The 17,468-nt window shown below is 45.3% G+C and carries 14 protein-coding genes; 12 read left to right on the top strand and 2 right to left on the bottom strand.

Annotated features, from left to right (window positions below):
- The first annotated feature begins 70 nt into the window (after positions 1-70).
- The 11 genes from AC23N5_RS22490 to AC23N5_RS22440 all read left to right on the top strand — a co-directional run bounded on the left by AC23N5_RS22490 (position 71) and on the right by AC23N5_RS22440 (position 14,532).
- Positions 71-1,489, top strand: a complete 1,419-nt coding sequence (locus tag AC23N5_RS22490) for an MBL fold metallo-hydrolase (protein ID WP_487757349.1) — start codon at positions 71-73, stop codon at positions 1,487-1,489.
- A 501-nt stretch (positions 1,490-1,990) separates the two neighbouring features.
- Complete coding sequence (locus AC23N5_RS22485; RefSeq protein ID WP_487757360.1) at positions 1,991-4,951, top strand: SusC/RagA family TonB-linked outer membrane protein; 2,961 nt, start codon at positions 1,991-1,993, stop codon at positions 4,949-4,951.
- Positions 4,952-4,955: 4 nt separating this feature from the next.
- Entirely contained in the window at positions 4,956-6,635 is a 1,680-nt protein-coding gene (locus tag AC23N5_RS22480) for a RagB/SusD family nutrient uptake outer membrane protein (RefSeq protein ID WP_487757348.1), read from the top strand.
- Between the two features lie 141 nt (positions 6,636-6,776).
- Entirely contained in the window at positions 6,777-7,823 is a 1,047-nt protein-coding gene (locus AC23N5_RS22475; RefSeq protein ID WP_487757347.1) for a c-type cytochrome, read from the top strand.
- A gap of 19 nt (positions 7,824-7,842) precedes the next feature.
- Entirely contained in the window at positions 7,843-8,265 is a 423-nt protein-coding gene (locus tag AC23N5_RS22470; protein ID WP_487757346.1) for a DsrE family protein, read from the top strand.
- A gap of 85 nt (positions 8,266-8,350) precedes the next feature.
- Positions 8,351-10,012, top strand: coding sequence for a bifunctional metallophosphatase/5'-nucleotidase (locus AC23N5_RS22465; RefSeq protein WP_487757345.1), 1,662 nt, complete (start codon positions 8,351-8,353; stop codon positions 10,010-10,012).
- A 69-nt stretch (positions 10,013-10,081) separates the two neighbouring features.
- Positions 10,082-11,497: an OprD family outer membrane porin gene (locus AC23N5_RS22460; protein WP_487757344.1), complete on the top strand. Its 1,416-nt coding sequence runs from the start codon at positions 10,082-10,084 to the stop codon at positions 11,495-11,497.
- Between the two features lie 43 nt (positions 11,498-11,540).
- Positions 11,541-12,113 (top strand): YeeE/YedE family protein, encoded by a 573-nt coding sequence (locus tag AC23N5_RS22455; protein ID WP_183973816.1) that lies wholly within the window; start codon positions 11,541-11,543, stop codon positions 12,111-12,113.
- Between the two features lie 19 nt (positions 12,114-12,132).
- A complete protein-coding gene (locus tag AC23N5_RS22450; RefSeq protein WP_183973818.1) occupies positions 12,133-12,636 on the top strand; it encodes a DUF6691 family protein in 504 nt (167 codons plus the stop codon).
- An 18-nt stretch (positions 12,637-12,654) separates the two neighbouring features.
- On the top strand, positions 12,655-13,044 hold the full coding sequence (locus AC23N5_RS22445) for a DUF983 domain-containing protein (protein WP_183973820.1): 390 nt from the start codon (positions 12,655-12,657) through the stop codon (positions 13,042-13,044).
- Between the two features lie 285 nt (positions 13,045-13,329).
- On the top strand, positions 13,330-14,532 hold the full coding sequence (locus AC23N5_RS22440; RefSeq protein WP_487757343.1) for an NAD(P)/FAD-dependent oxidoreductase: 1,203 nt from the start codon (positions 13,330-13,332) through the stop codon (positions 14,530-14,532).
- A 78-nt stretch (positions 14,533-14,610) separates the two neighbouring features.
- On the opposite strand, the gene mnmC2 is transcribed toward AC23N5_RS22440, so the two are convergent.
- Both mnmC2 and moeB read right to left on the bottom strand, forming a co-directional pair.
- Positions 14,611-15,282 carry a tRNA (5-methylaminomethyl-2-thiouridine)(34)-methyltransferase MnmC2 gene (gene mnmC2 / locus AC23N5_RS22435; RefSeq protein ID WP_487757342.1) on the bottom strand — a complete coding sequence of 224 codons (672 nt, stop codon included), beginning with the start codon at positions 15,280-15,282 and terminating at the stop codon, positions 14,611-14,613.
- Positions 15,283-15,314: 32 nt separating this feature from the next.
- A complete protein-coding gene (gene moeB, locus AC23N5_RS22430; protein WP_487757341.1) occupies positions 15,315-16,394 on the bottom strand; it encodes a molybdopterin-synthase adenylyltransferase MoeB in 1,080 nt (359 codons plus the stop codon).
- 130 nt (positions 16,395-16,524) lie between these two features.
- Between moeB and AC23N5_RS22425 the strand changes: the two genes are divergently transcribed.
- On the top strand, positions 16,525-17,403 hold the full coding sequence (locus AC23N5_RS22425; protein WP_487757340.1) for a hypothetical protein: 879 nt from the start codon (positions 16,525-16,527) through the stop codon (positions 17,401-17,403).
- Positions 17,404-17,468: the final 65 nt, after the last annotated feature.

Here is a 17,468-nt window from a genome sequence, read left to right as displayed (position 1 = left end):
CCAATGTCACGGTACAAGACGAATAAAAGTTGGAATTTTACATCACAAACAATAACATTCTCAAAAGCGCATGAAAATCGAACAAATTTATACGGGTTGTTTAGCCCAAGGAGCTTATTACATTGAAAGTGAAGGCGAAGTAGCCGTGATTGACCCACTTCGTGAAGTGACGCCGTACATTGAGCGTGCAGCCAAAGACGGTGCAACCATTAAATACGTTTTTGAAACTCACTTTCACGCCGATTTTGTGTCTGGCCACTTGGATTTGTCGAAAAAAACGGGAGCGCCAATCGTCTATGGTCCCAATGCCAAAACAGGTTTTGAGGCACACATTGCTACCGATGGCGAAGAGTTTCCACTGGGAAAAGTGAAGTTTAAAGTGTTGCATACGCCAGGCCACACCATGGAGTCAACGTGTTATTTGTTGATAGATGAAAACGGTCAAGAAAAAGCGTTGTTCAGCGGAGATACCCTTTTCATTGGGGATGTAGGTCGTCCTGACTTGGCACAAAAATCAGATTTGACCATTAATGACTTGGCTGGTCATTTGTACGAGTCACTTCGCAACAAAGTAATGACCTTACCCGACGACGTCGTGGTTTATCCCGCGCACGGTGCAGGCTCAGCTTGTGGTAAAAACATGAGTAAGGAAACAACCGACTTGCTAGGAAACCAGAAGAAGTTCAATTACGCGCTTCGGGCAAATATGACGAAAGAGGAGTTTATTGAAGAAGTAACCAACGGTTTGGCAAAACCACCTCAGTACTTCCCTCAAAACGTGAAGATGAACAAAGAAGGGTACGAAAGTATCGACGTCGTGATGGAGCGTGGGGCGCAGGCATTGAGCGCCGCGGCGTTTGAAGCTGCCGCCAACGAAACGGGAGCGGTGATTCTCGATACGCGCGGTGCCCAAGTGTTCAATAAAGGATTTATTCCAAATTCTATCAATATTGGTCTTAAAGGTGATTTTGCTCCGTGGGTGGGCGCATTGGTACCTGACGTGAAGCAAGAAATTTTGCTAGTGACCGAAATAGGCCAAGAAGAAGAAGCCATTTTGCGTTTGGCGCGCGTTGGCTACGATAACGTGATTGGTTATCTTGAAGGAGGTATCGAAACGTGGGGGGCATCTGGACAAGAAGTGGACACGATAACGTCGATTACGCCCGATGAACTTGCGGACAAAATGGCGGAGGAAAAAGTGATGGTCATTGATGTTCGTCGCCCAAGCGAGTTTTCGGCAGAGCACATTGACGGTGCTAAAAGCTTACCGCTGGACTACATCAGTGAGTTAATGGCGGAATTTCCAAAAGATCAAACCATGTACATTCACTGTGCGGGTGGGTATCGTTCGATGATTGCCTCGTCTATTCTGAAGTCGCGTGGGTACGACAACCTTATTGACATTGCTGGCGGTTTTGCCGCGATTTCAAAATCGGGTCGCTTTACGTTGACCGACTATGTTTGTCCAAGTACGTTGAAGAAGTCGTAAAAATATAAAAGGATAAAAAATAGCTAGAAAGTAAGGTTTTAGGGAACAATTAGTTTTTCCCCAGTATTACTAGCCGCATAGGCAGTAGTACTGGGGTTTTGTGTTTTGAGGAATATGCCAATTTGCCAAAGAATAAAAATTGCAAACGTTTGCATCTTGTGATAGGGCGATGTTGCTTTTCGTATAAAAAATATTATTATATCATTGTGCCTGATTTAACCAAAAACGACCCAGTGATTACCTACTTTGAACGCACTTCGCCATGCCCGTGTTGGCATGGGTTGACATTGAGCCAGTTGTCATCCATAAACCATAATTTAAAGATTTCATAACATCTCAAGGGTAGTCTCAGTGGGCAATATTACCCACTTTTGCGGCCTCAAATGGGCGAAGTTTTTATTATTATCTTATTCAACACTTCAAACAACCCTTTTTTTTATGCAACATTTTTTCGATTCTCCTCCTTTTAAGCTTCTATTCAGCATCCTTATGTTAGGATGTATGGGGCTTTTTTCTACCCATGTGCAGGCCAACATGCCCGTAGCAGCACCGCGCTCCGTGGCAGACATTACTGTCAAAGGCCGTGTGACGGATGCGGACACCAAAGAGCCGCTTGTGGGATGTAACGTGGTGGTAAAAGGTACTCAAAAAGGAACCAATACCGACGCAAACGGAAATTTTAGCATTGTGGTCTCGGACGAGAAAGCAGTGCTTGTCATTGGATTTATTGGCTATGAAAAACAAGAAATTGTCGTAGGAAGCCGCACCAACGTAGAGGTAGCCCTCAAATCGTCGGCGTCGGAACTTTCGCAAGTGGTGGTGATTGGGTACGGAACTACCACCAAAAAAGACGCAACGGGGGCGCTCAAAACCCTCAAAAGCACTGACTTCAACCGTGGTATTGTCAACTCTCCTGAGCAACTTCTCCAAGGTCGTGTAGCAGGGGTAAACGTTACTTCGGCAAGTGGTGAACCAGGTGGTCGTCAGTCGATTACCATTCGTGGGCCTGGTGGGGTTCGTACGGGAAGTACGCCGTTGTTTGTATTGGATGGTATCCCGCTCGACAACTCAAGCACGGGTGGAGCAACCAATCCCATGAACTTCCTTAACCCGCAAGACATCGAAGCCATTGACGTATTGAAAGATGCGTCAGCAACGGCCATCTATGGTGCGCGTGGTGCCAACGGGGTGGTGTTGATTACTACCAAAAAAGGAAAATCAGGCACCGCCAACATTTCGGTTTCGTCAAACATCGGTGTTTCCAACGTCGCAAGAGCTTTGCCTTTGTTTACTGCTGATGAATTCCGCAAGCAAGTAGTGGCTGTGGGTGGTACGCTCGATGACCTCAAGGCAAACACTGATTGGCAAAAAGAAATTACGCGTCAGGCCATTACCCAAGACCACAACTTGTCGTTTGGTGGAGGTACGGACAAACTCACTTACTATGGCTCTGTGGGAGCTCAAAACCAAGAAGGGGTGATGAAAAACAGCTCACTCAAGCGTTATACAGGCCGTTTTAATGCTTCACAGAAAATGATGGACGGACGCTTGGTGGTGGACATGAACTTGACCGCAAGCCAGACCATCAACAACCGTCCGCCAGTGGAAGGGGTACTTGGTTCGGCGCTTTCGGCCAATCCAACCTATCCTGTACGGGATGCTAATGGCCAATTGGCACGTTATCAGGCATTCACCAACCCTGTGTTGGCACTTGATTTGAACAAAGACATTACGACCATCAACCGTATCGTAGGAAGTATTTCACCTTCGTTCAAAATCTTAAAAAATTTGACGTACAAACTGAACCTTGGGGTGGACAACTCAAGCTCTACGCGTGACGTACAGGTGTTCCCAAGCACAGTGCCGCAGCAAGATGGTCGTTTGGAAGCAACTTACTTGGACAACCGCAACGTGTTGGTCGAGAACTATTTTACGTTTAATGAAAGCTTCGGCGACCACAGCATCAATGCCTTGGCGGGTCACTCTTACCAGAAATTTTCGTTGGCAGGACGCAACTGGAGCATTAACAAATTTGCAGTTTCTCCGATTGAACCAGCCAATAACCCAAGCTTAGGTCAAGAATTGACGTTGGCGACCAACCGCCCAGGTGGTTTTGCGGTCATCAATGAGTTGCAGTCGTTTTTCTCTCGTTTGAATTATACCTTCAAAGATCGCTACTTATTTACTGCGACCGTGCGTGCCGATGGTTCAAGTAAATTTGGAGCCAATAACAAATACGGGATATTCCCGTCGTTCTCAGCAGGATGGCGCTTGTCGGAAGAGTCGTTTATGCAGTCAGGGCCTTTCACCGATTTGAAACTTCGTGCAGGTTGGGGACAAACGGGTAACCAAGAGATTCCGTCGAAAATTACTCAAGCGCTCTTTACTTCAAGTGCTTCGGCTACAACAAGTTATCCGTTGGATGCCTCGACGAGCTATCCCGCAGGAACAACTTTCGTTCGCCTAGCCAATCCAGACATTCAGTGGGAATTATCTTCTCAAATGGACTTAGGGCTTGATTTTGGTTTGTTCAAAGGTGCATTGACGGGTTCAGTTGACTATTTCCGTAAGGTGTCAAGCAAAATTTTGTTGGAAGTTATCCCTGCTGACCCTATTCAGCCTGCTTCGACTTACTGGACAAACGTTCCTGACATGACCATCACCAACCAAGGAGTTGAGCTAGATATGAACTATCGCCACATTGCCCAAAGTGGTCTGCGTTTCGACATTGGTGGTAACATTACCTTTATCAAAAACGTAGTAAACAACTCTCCTTATACCGTGATTACTTCAGGCTCGGCAACAGGGCCAGGGTTGACATCTGCTACCGTGAACGGTTATGTAAATGGACAGCCGATTGGTACGTTCTACTTGCGTCAGTACATCGGAATTGATGATAAAGGCGTGAGCAAATACGCTGATATCGACGGTGACGGTACAGGTGGTACCGACAAAGACCGTATTGCAGCAGGTAGCGCGTTGCCAACGCGTCAGTTTAACATCAACGCCAGTATCGCTTACAAAGGCTTTGATTTAGGCGCGAACTTTAACGGGGTGTCGGGTAATAAAATCTACGACAACACGGCAAACGCGTATTTTTACAAAGCACGTTTGGTTAAAAACTTGAACGGTATTGCAGAATCGGCAGGCGAACCCAACGAATCAATTAACAACGCCGCGCCAGTTTCGACGCGTTTCTTGAAAGATGGCTCGTTTTTCCGTCTCAACAACCTGACGTTGGGCTATAACCTCGACACCAAGAAAATCGGAATCAACAACTGGATTTCGGCGGCGAGATTCTCAATTACTGGTCAGAACTTGTGGCTCATTACGAAATACAATGGCTACGATCCTGAAGTAAATACCGATCGTACGGTGAATGGTATTTCGTCGTTTGGTATTGACTATTTGAGCTATCCAAAAGCCCGTTCGTTTATTTTTAGCCTGAATTTAACTTTCTAAGAACATGAAAAAAATACTTATCATATCCTTCATTTCTTGTGCGCTTTTAACCCTCAACAGTTGTACTGATTTGGTTGAAAAAGTACTGGATGAATCATCGGCATCGGGCTTGACCGACAAGCAAGCGGCCGACGGTAGCCTTGCCCCCGTGTACGCACAATTGCCCAATATTTTCTTGCATACCAACTACTTCGCCATCCAAGAAATTTCTTCGGACGAGGCCATTTTGCCTTACCGAGGTGGTACCGACTGGGGTGATAATGGAATTTATTTGGCCATGCACCAACACACACATACCAGCACCGACCCCAACATAAGAAACACTTGGTTGCTACTTACGCAGGGGATTTCGCGCGCGGTGACGGCCATGAGTGCGTTGCCAAATATCAACGATACCAACGCCAAGACCTACATCGCCGAAGCCCGTGGGATGCGTGCTTACTACAATTTGTTGTTGTTGGATTTGTTTGGATTGGTATTCTCTAAAGAAGATCCAAATGGCCTTTCGGTGATTTTGCGCGGAGAGCAAGCAGTTGAGTACTTGAAAGCCGAATTTTTGGCCGTTGAACCGAGTTTGTTGACAACCGTTGGGCCTGGTCGCCTTACCAAAGGGGCGGTATGGGGGTTGTTGGCACGTTTGCACCTCAACGCCGCCGTCTATCGTGATCGCTATGCTACCAGCTTCCAGTTTAAACCTGAGGACATGGACAAAGTGGTGGAATACACCGATAAAATCATCAACTCAGGTCAGTATAGTTTGTCGGCCGATTATTTCTCAATGTTTAACTCCGATAACAATAGTAACAAAGAGTTGATTTTTGTAGGAGAACAACGTGCCGAACTCAACGGCCATAACCGTATGGCGTATTTCTCGTTGTCGGGTGATCAATTCCCATTGCCTGCCTTCCCTGCTGCAAACGGAACCGACGGCCCTGCCATCACTCCAGATTTTTATCAATCGTGGGTTCAGGCAAACGACGGAAAAGATCCTGCGGGTATTGACCCTCGTTTCTTTAAACAAAACTGGACGATGCCTGCTGACTCGTGTATTGCAGCTGATAAGTTTGAAATGAACCGTGGAATTTTGCGCGGAACGCAGTACGGTTTAATCCGTGTCAATGGTGCTTTTGTACGTTGTGGAAACAACTACCGAGTAGGAAAACTTTTCAACGTAACGCGTAACCGCCCAACCTTGGCCGTGAACTTTACGGAACAAGTAAACTTTACCGTGGCAGGTAGCGATTACAACACAGGCTATCGTGTGTTGAAGTATGAATTTAGCAAAAAATCATCTTCTGGTCGTAACCTCGGCGATGCTGACCTCGTGATCTTCCGCTTGGCAGATGCGTATTTGATGCGTGCTGAAGCCAAACTTCGCAAGAGCAACGATGCCGCTGGGGCTTTGGCAGATGTAAATACGGTACGCGCTGCGCGCAAAGCAGTAGGTACGCCTGCACCAGCTTTGACCAGCATGACCCTCGACTTGCTTTTCCGTGAACGTGGGTTTGAGTTTTATTGGGAAGCCCAACGCCGTACGGACATGATTCGTTTCGGTAAATACGAAGGAACTTGGACTGAGAAGACCAACAATGATCCGAAAAAACGTATTTTCCCGATTCCTCAAACGGCCATCGACGGAGCGTCGAACCTAGTAGGTTATCTTAAACAAAACGAAAGCTACTAATAAATAGCAAGCAAATCACTATTTTAGAAGGTGGTCTCTCTAGCAGAGGCCACCTTTTTTTGTTGACTGTGACAAATGTTACATTTCAATGAAAAAATTATATAGAATTTAGCGTCCTCGATTACAACCTCATTCGCCCGTATGAAATTACTTAACGTTGTGCGCGTTCTTACCGTGCTAATTATCGCTGTCGCTTTGTATGCGGTAGGTCTTATTGGCTCGTATATTTTGGGCGCATCAGATTGGCTAAAAAATTATACGGCCTCCTCCGCAACGGCAGATACCACCGCCGTTGTTCCTTATGATACCAACTTCCACGCGCTTTGGACACAGCCTGCCGATTGGCGTTTGGCAAAACTCGCACCCGAGCAGCGCCGAAAAATCGACTATGGCCGAGAGCTAATTGCGCACACCGCCGAATACCTTGGGCCTAAAGGAAAAGTAAAAGCGAGCTCCAACGGAATGAATTGCCAAAACTGCCACCTCAACGCGGGTACTCAGCCTTGGGGCAACAACTACTTTGCCGTACAAGCCAATTATCCCAAATTCCGTGAACGCTCAGGGACGGTAGAAAACCAAATAAAACGAGTCAACGATTGCTTTGAACGTAGCCTTAACGGGAAAGCCCTCGATTCGACTAGCCGCGAAATGCAGGCAATTTTGGCCTATATCAAATGGATTGGAGGCGATGTCCCTAAAAAATATACCCCGCGCGGTTCGGGCATTTACAAACTCAAACTAATGAAACGCGCCGCCGACCCCGATAAAGGGAGAGTTGTTTATGAACAAAAATGCCAAAGCTGCCACCAAGCCAATGGTGAGGGAGTGATGGCCGAAGGCGGGCGTACTTACACTTATCCGCCGCTGTGGGGCGAGCATAGCTACAACAACGGCGCAGGTTTGTTTCGCCTTTCCAATTTGGCGGGCTATGTAAAATACAACATGCCTTTTGGGGCAACCTACGAACGTCCTCAATTATCGGACGAAGAGTCGTGGGACGTGGCGGCTTTTGTCAATTCGATGCCGCGCCCTAGCAAAGATTTGAGCAAAGATTGGCCCAACATCGCTGGCAAACCTTTTGACCATCCTTTTGGTCCTTATGCTGACCCTTTTTCGGAACAGCAACACAAATACGGCCCCTTCAAACCCATCAAAGAATGGAAGGAAAAACACAAGAAAAAATCGTAAACACTTAACATAGTTCTCAATGAAAAAGAACCTAATTGCCTTATTATTAGTTGTTTTTGCTTTTGTTAACCAAGGGTTTGCCCAACAAACCGATAAAGTTCACAAAATCGTATTTCACTTAGCTACCAGCGATACGTTGGCGCATAAAGCATTGGCAAAACAGCTGTCTAATGTGTTGGATTATTGGAAAAATGCCCAAATCGAAGTGGTCGTTCATAACAATGGCATTGGATTTATGAAAAAAAATGAGGCCAAAACTGCCAAAGAAATTGAGGCATTAAAAGCCCGAGGCGTGACGTTCGCAGTCTGTGAAAATACCTTAAAACAACGTAAAATCGACAAATCGGAGATTTTGCCAGAGGCTGTTTTTGTGCCCGTTGGTATTGCTGAGTTAGTCCTAAAACAAGAGGATGGCTGGGCGTATATCAAAGCGGGGTTTTAGGAGTGTAGGCGATTAATAGCAAACAAAAAACACCAAGAAATCCCATTAATCGGTGTCTAATCCATTCAATCCGTGTTCAATAATTATGCACTCAAGAAGAAAATTCATTCAAGCAAGCCTATTGGCTGGATTAGTCGCAGAAAGCTCGGAGGTATTGGCCGAAGAAAAGAGCGAAATGAAACCAATTTTGACCCAAAATGGAACCATTACGTTGCTCCAGACCACCGATGTGCATTGTCAGCTTCATGCACACGATGAGCTTTTTTGGGAAAACAACCAGCTTGCTTTTCGCAAAGCAGGCGGCTACGCCCATTTAGCGACGGCCATCGACCAACTCCGAAAACAAAACCCTGACAATACCTTCGTGATGGATACGGGAGATATGTTTCAAGGAAGTATGCTGTCGGTAAAAACGTCGGGACAAGCATTTGTGCCTTTGCTCAATGCCATTGGCTATGATTTGTATTTGCCTGGCAACTGGGAAGTGGTGTATTACAAACAAAATATGCAAAAACTGATGGGAGGCTTGATGGCGCCTAAAGTTTGCGCCAACATGTACCACGATGTAGGCGAGGGAAAAAAGGGAGAGCTAGTTTTTCAGCCGTATCATATTATTCATAAACTGGGCGTTAAAATTGGCTTTTTGGGCTACACCGACCACCTCGTACCTATCCGCCAGTCGCCGTATTACAGCAAGGGCATTGTTTATACCAAACCTGAAGACAACATCAAGTACTGGGTAGAGGTACTAAAACAACAAGAGCAGTGCGATTTTGTGATTGTTCTGGCTCACATTGGGTTGTCGCAGCAAATTGCATTGGCCAACAACCCCGATGCCAAAGGAGTGGATTATGTTTTTGGGGCCGATACCCACGAGCGGGTTAGAAAACCAATCCAGTGTGAGTACGCGAAAGTCGTAGAACCTGGGGCATTTGGGTCATTTGTGGGGCGTCTTGATTTGCAAGTCACCGATGGGAAAATTGTGGGGGAAAAGTACGAACTCATTGAAGTAAACCCCAAAAAATACCCTGCCAAACCCGAGATTAAAAAATTGGTAGAGGAAATCGAAAAGCCGTATCATGCCCAAATCAATCAAGTGATTGGCTACAGTACCGAGCCGTTGTACCGAAACATGGTGGTCGAAAATACGATTGATACCCTCATCGTGGATGCGCTCAAATGGAAAGTTAATACCGAAGTGGTGCTTTCTAATGGCTTTCGGTTTTGCCCACCACGCGTGCCCGACGCTTCGGGGAAAGTGGCCATTACGGAAGGCTATCTTTTTGATATGCTCCCCGTCGATGCGACCGTGCGTGTGGGGAAAGCCACGGGTCAGCAGCTGGTCGATTGGCTCGAAAAAGAACTTCAAAACGTATTCGCCCAAGATGCTACCAAGCGTTTTGGTGGCTGGGTGGTGCGTTTCAAAGGCATGGAAGTAGAGTTTAAAGCCTTTGAACGCGTGGGGCAACGGGTGAAAAAAGTCATGATTGGCGACAAACCACTTGAATTAGAAAAAACCTATACGATTGCCGCCTGTGAGCGCGATGGCGACCCTGCGGATATGCTTTGCCGCATGAAAGGCGTGAAAGAAGCTTCGAATACCTCTTATACCCTTCATAGTGTGATGAAAGAATATTTAAAAGAGTTTTCGCCCGTGAGTCCTAAGATGCGACAAGCAGCGAAGGTCTTGGATGCTCCCCAAACACTCTTATCGCAGGTTCATGGGGTCGATTATCAATTTTTGTAGGAGTGTAACAATTGTCACGGACTAGGGGCTTGGGCGGCGGTACTTTTGTATAAAATTCTCGCAAATTGTATGAAAGTGCCGTTTTTACTTCCGTTGATGGGTATTTGGTGGAGTGTTAGTAGTGCAGTGGCGCAGGTACACAGCGACCAGCAGTATAAACACAAAGCAACCCCCGCCGACTCTATCCAAGACCTGAGTCATTTTTTTGCCAAAGGTCATTTTCACGGACATGCCCGTTCGTATTGGATGGGAACTGACAACGCAAGTGGCTTGAGCAATTTCTACGCTTGGGGGGTGGGAGCGGGTATTGGCTACGAAACGCCGCGTATTTTAAACCGTTTTCAAGTTGGACTAAGCGGTTTTTTTATGTTCAACTTGATGTCTTCTGATTTATCAAAACCTGATGCTAAAACGGGGCAAATCAACCGCTACGAAGTGGGATTGTTTGATATTCGCCGACCCAACGACCACGAAGATTTAGACCGTTTGGAAGAACTATACCTTCGCTATCATTTTGGGAAAAAATCAAAAATTACCGTTGGCCGTCAAGTACCCAAAACGCCTTTTATCAATCCTCAAGACGGACGAATGCGCCCAACACTGACAGAAGCGGCAGTTGTAGAGCTTAATGAATGGAAAAACACCAAAATTCAACTAGAATACGTGTTCCGAATTTCGCCCCGTTCGACCGTTGAATGGTTTAGGGTGGGAGAAAGTATGGGAATTTACCCCGTTGGAGTGGGGTTGGATGGAAAACCTTCTACCTATGCCAACAACGTAGAGTCAAAGGGGATACTGATTGGTGGAATCACGCAAACCCTTGGCCCCGTGACGGTTCAGGCGTGGGATACTTACGTCGAAAATGTCTTCAACACTGCTTTTGTGCAAGTTGATTGGAAGTCAAAATTTAAAAATAAACACGCTTGGGTGGCAGGCTTTCAAGCCGTTCGCCAGCAATCGGTCGGAAACGGAGGAAATCATGACGTAACCAAAGCCTATATTGCACCCGATAGCCGTTCGGCGGTTTTTTCGGGTAGGGTGGGGTATCGTTCTCCCAAATACGATGTCAACATAAACGCGACGCGCATTACAGCCGAAGGACGCTATTTGATGCCGCGAGAATGGGGAAGAGAACCGTTCTATACGTTTATGCCACGCGAACGAAACGAAGGGATGGGTGACGTCAATGCATTTTCGGTTAATGCGTTTTATAAACCTCGAACTCAGCTGAAATGGGAAGTAAGTTGGGGCTACTATAAACTTTCTGATGTAAAAAATGTGTTTTTAAATAAGTACGGAATGCCAGCTTATACGCAGCTAAATGCAGGCATGAGTTACCAATTTAAAGGCTTTTTTGAAGGACTAGATGCCCAACTTTTGGTTGTTCGGAAAGATAACATCGGAGCAACGTACGAAAACGACCGCTACGTGTTCAATAAAGTAAACATGTCTCATTTTAATTTTATCCTCAATTATCATTACTAATCTAATCATCATTTTTGCACATACGTAACTCATTCTCTGACTTATGGAATTAATCGAACTCATCAAAAAACCGTGGCCGTGGTACGTAGCAGGGCCATTGATTGGCCTGACAGTGCCAACATTGTTGCTCATTGGCAATAAATCATTCGGGATTTCGTCGTCGTTGCGCCACATCTGTGCGGCGTGTTTTCCTGCTAACATTTCCTTTTTTAAATACGATTGGAAAAAAGAAATCTGGAACTTGTTCTTCGTAGTGGGAGTATTGGTTGGGGGCTTTTTAGCAACTCAATTTCTCGAAAATCCTGATGATTTTGTGATTTCTGAAAAGACAATAGCTGCCCTCAGAGAGCTTGGAATTCAGGATTTTAAAGGCTTGATGCCTGCGGATTTGTTTGCTCTTGAAAATATTTTGTCGCTCAAAGGCTTCATTTTCTTTGTTTTTGGTGGTTTTTTGGTAGGTTTTGGTACGCGTTGGGCAGGTGGCTGTACGTCAGGGCACGCGATTATGGGGCTTTCAACCCTGCAACTCCCGTCGTTGATTGCGACTTGTTGTTTCATGATTGGCGGCTTTGTGATGGTACAAGTACTTCTTCCTTTCATTTTCAAACTTTTCTAACCTTCAATCAACGAATCTCATGGCAACGAATCAAACAAATACAAATACGGTATCTTTTCCAGAACACTTAGTATGCGATGCGCCCAACGACATGGTGAAGCGTGAAAGCACCCTTGGCAACCTCAAGTATTTGGTGGTTGGGGTGATGTTTGGCATCGTGTTCGTCAAAGCCGAAATCATTTCGTGGTTTCGTATTCAAGAAATGTTCCGTCTTCATAGCTTTCACATGTACGGCGTGATTGGCTCGGCGGTAGTAGTGGGGATGATTTCGGTTTTTCTGATTAAAAAATTCAACATCAAAACCCTAGCTGGCGAAACGGTGCAGTTTCACCCGAAGAAATTTATGCGGGGACAAATCTACGGCGGCTTACTCTTTGGCTTAGGCTGGGGAATCACAGGGGCTTGTCCAGGGCCTTTGTTTGCCCAAATTGGAAGTGGTTATGTGGCAGTGATTGTAACCCTCCTCAGTGCGATTGCAGGAACTTGGACGTACGGGCTTTTAAAAGACAGATTGCCAAACTAAACGTGTAAACGTGCTGACATGCTAAAAGGAACCAAACTATACAGTATTCTCTTCAACAAGTGCCCACGCTGCCACGAAGGAGACTTTTTTGTTACAAAAACGGCTTACGACCTCAAAAATTTTGACAAAATGCACAAACGTTGCTCTCACTGCGACGAAGATTTTGAGCGGGAGCCAGGTTTTTATTTCGGAGCTATGTACACCAGCTACGGGCTTTATGTAGCGACCATCGTGACGTCATTTTTGGGCTATGTTATTTTTCTTGGAGGAGATGAGCTGCGGCTCCTGGCCTTTTTGATTCCAGGGCTTATTTTGTTGATGCCGCTGTATTTTCGGATAGGGCGCCGCATTTGGATAAATATTTTTGTGAAGTACAAATCAAAAAAAGCAGAAGAAAGTATCAATTAACCAACCTCTCGAAAGTTCAAAACTTTCGAGAGGTTTTTTGTCGTGCTGAGGGTTGCTCACCATACCGTGCTGAGGGTTGCTATATCGTGTTGAGGGTTGCTCACAACCCGAATAGAGTCGATACTCAAACTTCTCGAAAGTTATAAAACTTTCGAGAAGTTTTTTTTCTTGAAAAATGAATTAAATTTCTTGCTTGTGTGATATTTGTTACAAACAAAGAAAAGAGAAAGTTGGATTTTTGACTATGTAAAAAGCAACCCTGTAACATCCCTTTTCTTTTTGTATATGGCACATTATCAGACTCTTATCGTTGGTGGCGGCAATGCAGGATTATCAGCAGCTTCTCAGTTGTTAATCAAAAACCCATCGCTGCACATTGGTATCATTGAACCTTCCGAAAAACATTACTATCAACCCGCGTGGACACTTGTAGGGGCGGGCGAATTTGATATTAAAGATACCGAAAAAGACGAAGCCGATTTTATCCCCAAAGGAACAACCTGGCTCAAAGACGCCGTGGCAACGTTTCAACCCGAACAAAATCAGGTTACTTGCCGAAGTGGGGCAAAATATACCTACGATACCCTGATTGTAGCGCCAGGGATTCAGGTGGATTGGGGGAAAATAAAAGGGTTAAAAGACACCCTCGGGAAGAACAGCGTTTCGTGTAACTACTCGTTTGATGCGGCTCCCTATACTTGGGAGTTAATCAAAAACTTTGAGGGAGGAACGGCCGTTTTTACCAACCCTTCTAGCCCCATCAAATGTGGCGGCGCTCCTCACAAAATCATGTACTTAGCCTGTGATTATTGGCGTAAAAAAGGAATTTTGGACAAATGCGACGTCCATTATATCTCGGGCGTAGGGGCTATTTTTGCCGTAAAAGAATACGCCGCAACCCTGACGGGCATCGTAAATCGTAATAATATTAAGCCTCATTTTTTGAGTAATACGGTGGAGGTTGACGGAGAAAATCAAACGCTATATTATGAAACAAAAAATGAGCAAGGCGAAACGGTTCGCAAGGAAATAAAGTTTGATTTGTGTCACACCGTACCGCCACAGTCGGCACCCGATTTTATCAAAAATAGTCCACTTGCCGACCCCAACAATCCGTTTGGCTACGTAGAGATTAATAAAAATACAATGCAGCACAGTCGCTTTCCCAACATCTTTGCGTGTGGCGACTGTACCAATGCACCTTGCAGTAAAACAGGCGCGGCGATTCGTAAGCAAGTTCCTGTGGTGGTGAGCAATTTGCTTTCGTACCTCAAACAGCAAAGCCTCAAAGAACAATACGATGGCTACAGCGCCTGTCCGATTCCGACGCAATATGGCAAACTGATGCTGGCGGAATTTGATTACAGCAACACCCCTAAAATGACCTTCCCTTTTGACCAAACAGTACCGAGATGGAGTATGTGGGTGCTGAAAAAATACGTGTTACCGTGGTTGTATTGGAATCGAATCCTGACGGGTAAAGCGTAGTAGGAACCAACTTCCCGAAAGCTTAAAGCTTTCGGGAAGTTTTTTTGTTCTAAAACTTTCGGGAGGTTTTGTGTTGAGCTATTTCACAGCCCGAATCACTTCACGTTTGTATTTTGGGCCAGGGTGTTTTTCAATGACTAAACCAGCGGATTTTAGGTTGTTTTGGACGTAACTTTTTGAGCAATAGGTGGTTAAATTTCCGCCAACTTTGAGCAATCCTGCCAACTTTTGAAAAATCCCTTCTGTCCAAAGTTCGGGCTGCGCTCTGGGTGCGAACGCATCGTAATAGATGACGTCAAATTGGTGTGACGTTTCAAAATCTTGGAGGGGAATATGGTGTTTTTCTAGCCGAAAATAAGGTGAAAGCTCGGTTGTTTTGCCCCAAGGGGCATGATGTAATTGAGAGAGTTGCTGGGTGTTTAGTAAGCCATCATAATTGAGCAGAAGAGCCTGTTCGGGTGCTATTGGAAAGGCGTCAATCGTTACATAATGCACGGGAAGTAAGTTTATTTCGGCTTCGAGCCACGTAAGCGAAGCGTTAAGCCCAGTTCCAAACCCCATTTCAAAAAGGTAAATAGGAGCTTCTGAATTGGTTTCGCGCCGTTGGCGAATGGCTTCTTTAAGTCCTAAATTGATAAAGATATGAAGAGACTCTTGCAGCGCACCGTTGATAGAGTGGTAATAAACATGCAAGGCTTCGTTGTGTAGGGTATGCGAGCCATCGCGTGTAAGGACAAGTTGAGTCGTCATTTTCTTACAGAAATCAAATACATTAAAATCAATTACAATTTTCGATAGGCCACGATTCCTCCAACTAGGTTGGAAAGCTGCGAGAAACCGAATTTGTCTTTTAATTGGGCGATTGCTTTTTGGCTTCGCATGCCACTTTGACAATGCACAACGACCCGCTTGTTGCGCTGAATCAACGGCACAAATTCTTCCAATCGGGAAAGTGGCATAAGCTCACCGCCGAGGTTGTCCAGTTCGTATTCGTGGGGTTCACGGACATCAATTAATTGAAAATCAATGCCCTTGTTAATCAATTCCTGGAGTTCTTCGGGCGAAATATCGCTTTCTACATCGTTTGTAATTCCACAAAAAGCTTCGTAATCAATCAGTTGAGTGACAGTTGGTCGTTCGGGAAGTTTAGGAATCCGAATCGTGCGACTAATCATCGTGAGGGCGTCCATGATAAATAATTTCCCCGAAAGAACGTCTCCAATTCCCGTGATTAGTTTTAAGGCTTCGTTGGCTTGGAGGCAGCCGATAATGCCAGGTAATACGCCCAAAACCCCTGCTTCGGCGCAGTTGGGGGCGAGTTCGGGTGGGGGAGGAGTCGGAAATAAATCGCGGTAATTGGGGCCATTTTGGTAATTAAAAACGGCTACTTGTCCCTCAAAACGGTAAATAGCACCGTAAATCAAGGGTTTGTGAAGGAGCAAACAGGCATCGTTGGCCAGATACCGCGTAGGGAAATTATCAGAACCATCCACCACAAAATCGTACGACTCAATGATGGAAAGCGCATTTTGAGAGGTCAGATTTTCAAAGTACGGATTCACCTGCACAAACGAATTGAGCGATTGTAACCGCCTTTGGGTTTCTTCCACTTTGGATTTTCCTACCGACTCGCTGCCGTACATAATTTGGCGTTGCAGGTTGCTATCATCCACTCGGTCGCCGTCTACAATTCCAATTGTACCTACGCCTGCCGCCGCCAAATACAGCAAAATAGGGCTTCCTAGCCCACCGCACCCAATGACCAAAACGCGGGCCGCTTTTAGCTTTTGTTGGCCTTCTATTCCGAGGTCAGGAATGAGCAAATGTCGGCTGTAACGTTTCAGTTCTTCGGGCGTAAGCATGTTTTGTTAAATTTTGTTAACGAGGCGATTAAACCTTTGGTATGATAAAAATTCTAAGTGTTTGTGAACCCTGACAAAGGTGAACACAAACAGTCAAAAAACAAATGTTAAACCCCAAAACAAAAGTTCCATGAAAACCAATTTGAATTGGCAAAAGCTTGCCACTATCTGTTTACTTATCGTTACTATGGGTGCTTGTAATCAGGATAATACATCAGTTAATCCTGATATAGACAACGTGACCGCCGAAGATAATCAGGCGATTGTGGATGAAACTGAAGCAGTTTTTACCTACAACGAGGATTTGTTTGGTGGTTTTTCGGGAGCACGCGAGGCTGCCACTACGGGAGCTGATAGCACTGGTGTAGGAATGCGCCCGCTTAAAAAAGATAACTGCGCGACGATTACTCGAACCCAAGCCAATGGGGGCATAACGGTCGTTGTAGATTATGGAGCTTCTAAAGAATGTGATGGAAGAAAGGTAGGTGGAAAAATGACCATTCTGATGCCTCTTCGACCTGCCGCCAATACTTCGGGCTTGTTGACACAAACCATTACTTACGAAAACTTTCAACGTGGCCCAAGAACGATTACGGGAAAACATTCGGTGAATTTGGTGGTAGAAAATGGCAAATTAGTAACCAAAGAGAGTTTTACTGAAACATCAATCACGACCGAAAACGGTAAAACAATATTATTTAACAGCACTAAAACCAGAAAAACAGACACCAAAGGCACGCCTTTGAATGTAAATGATGACGAAATTGTGATTACAGGATTTACGACCGCCACTGGCAGCGATGGCAAAACATTTTCTTCAACGATTACAAAATCAATTATCGTAAAAGCAGCATGTAAATCCACCAGTGGGGGCTTCCCTGTGGCGGGAACCATCGAAATTGTGCGCCCAGATAAACCAAAATCAATAGTAGATTATGGAGATGGTGCCTGCGACCGTACTTACACCGTGACTACCAACGGAGTAACCGAAACAAAAACACGAAAATAACCGTCCCATACAGCCATTTTTAGTGAAGTTTGGTTTCCAAAAGAAAAAGTCGTTAGTTGTTTTCA

This window comes from Runella sp. R5_40 (assembly GCF_057652295.1).
Note: the sequence above shows the minus strand (reverse complement) of the source record. Positions and strands in the feature narration are given on the sequence as shown.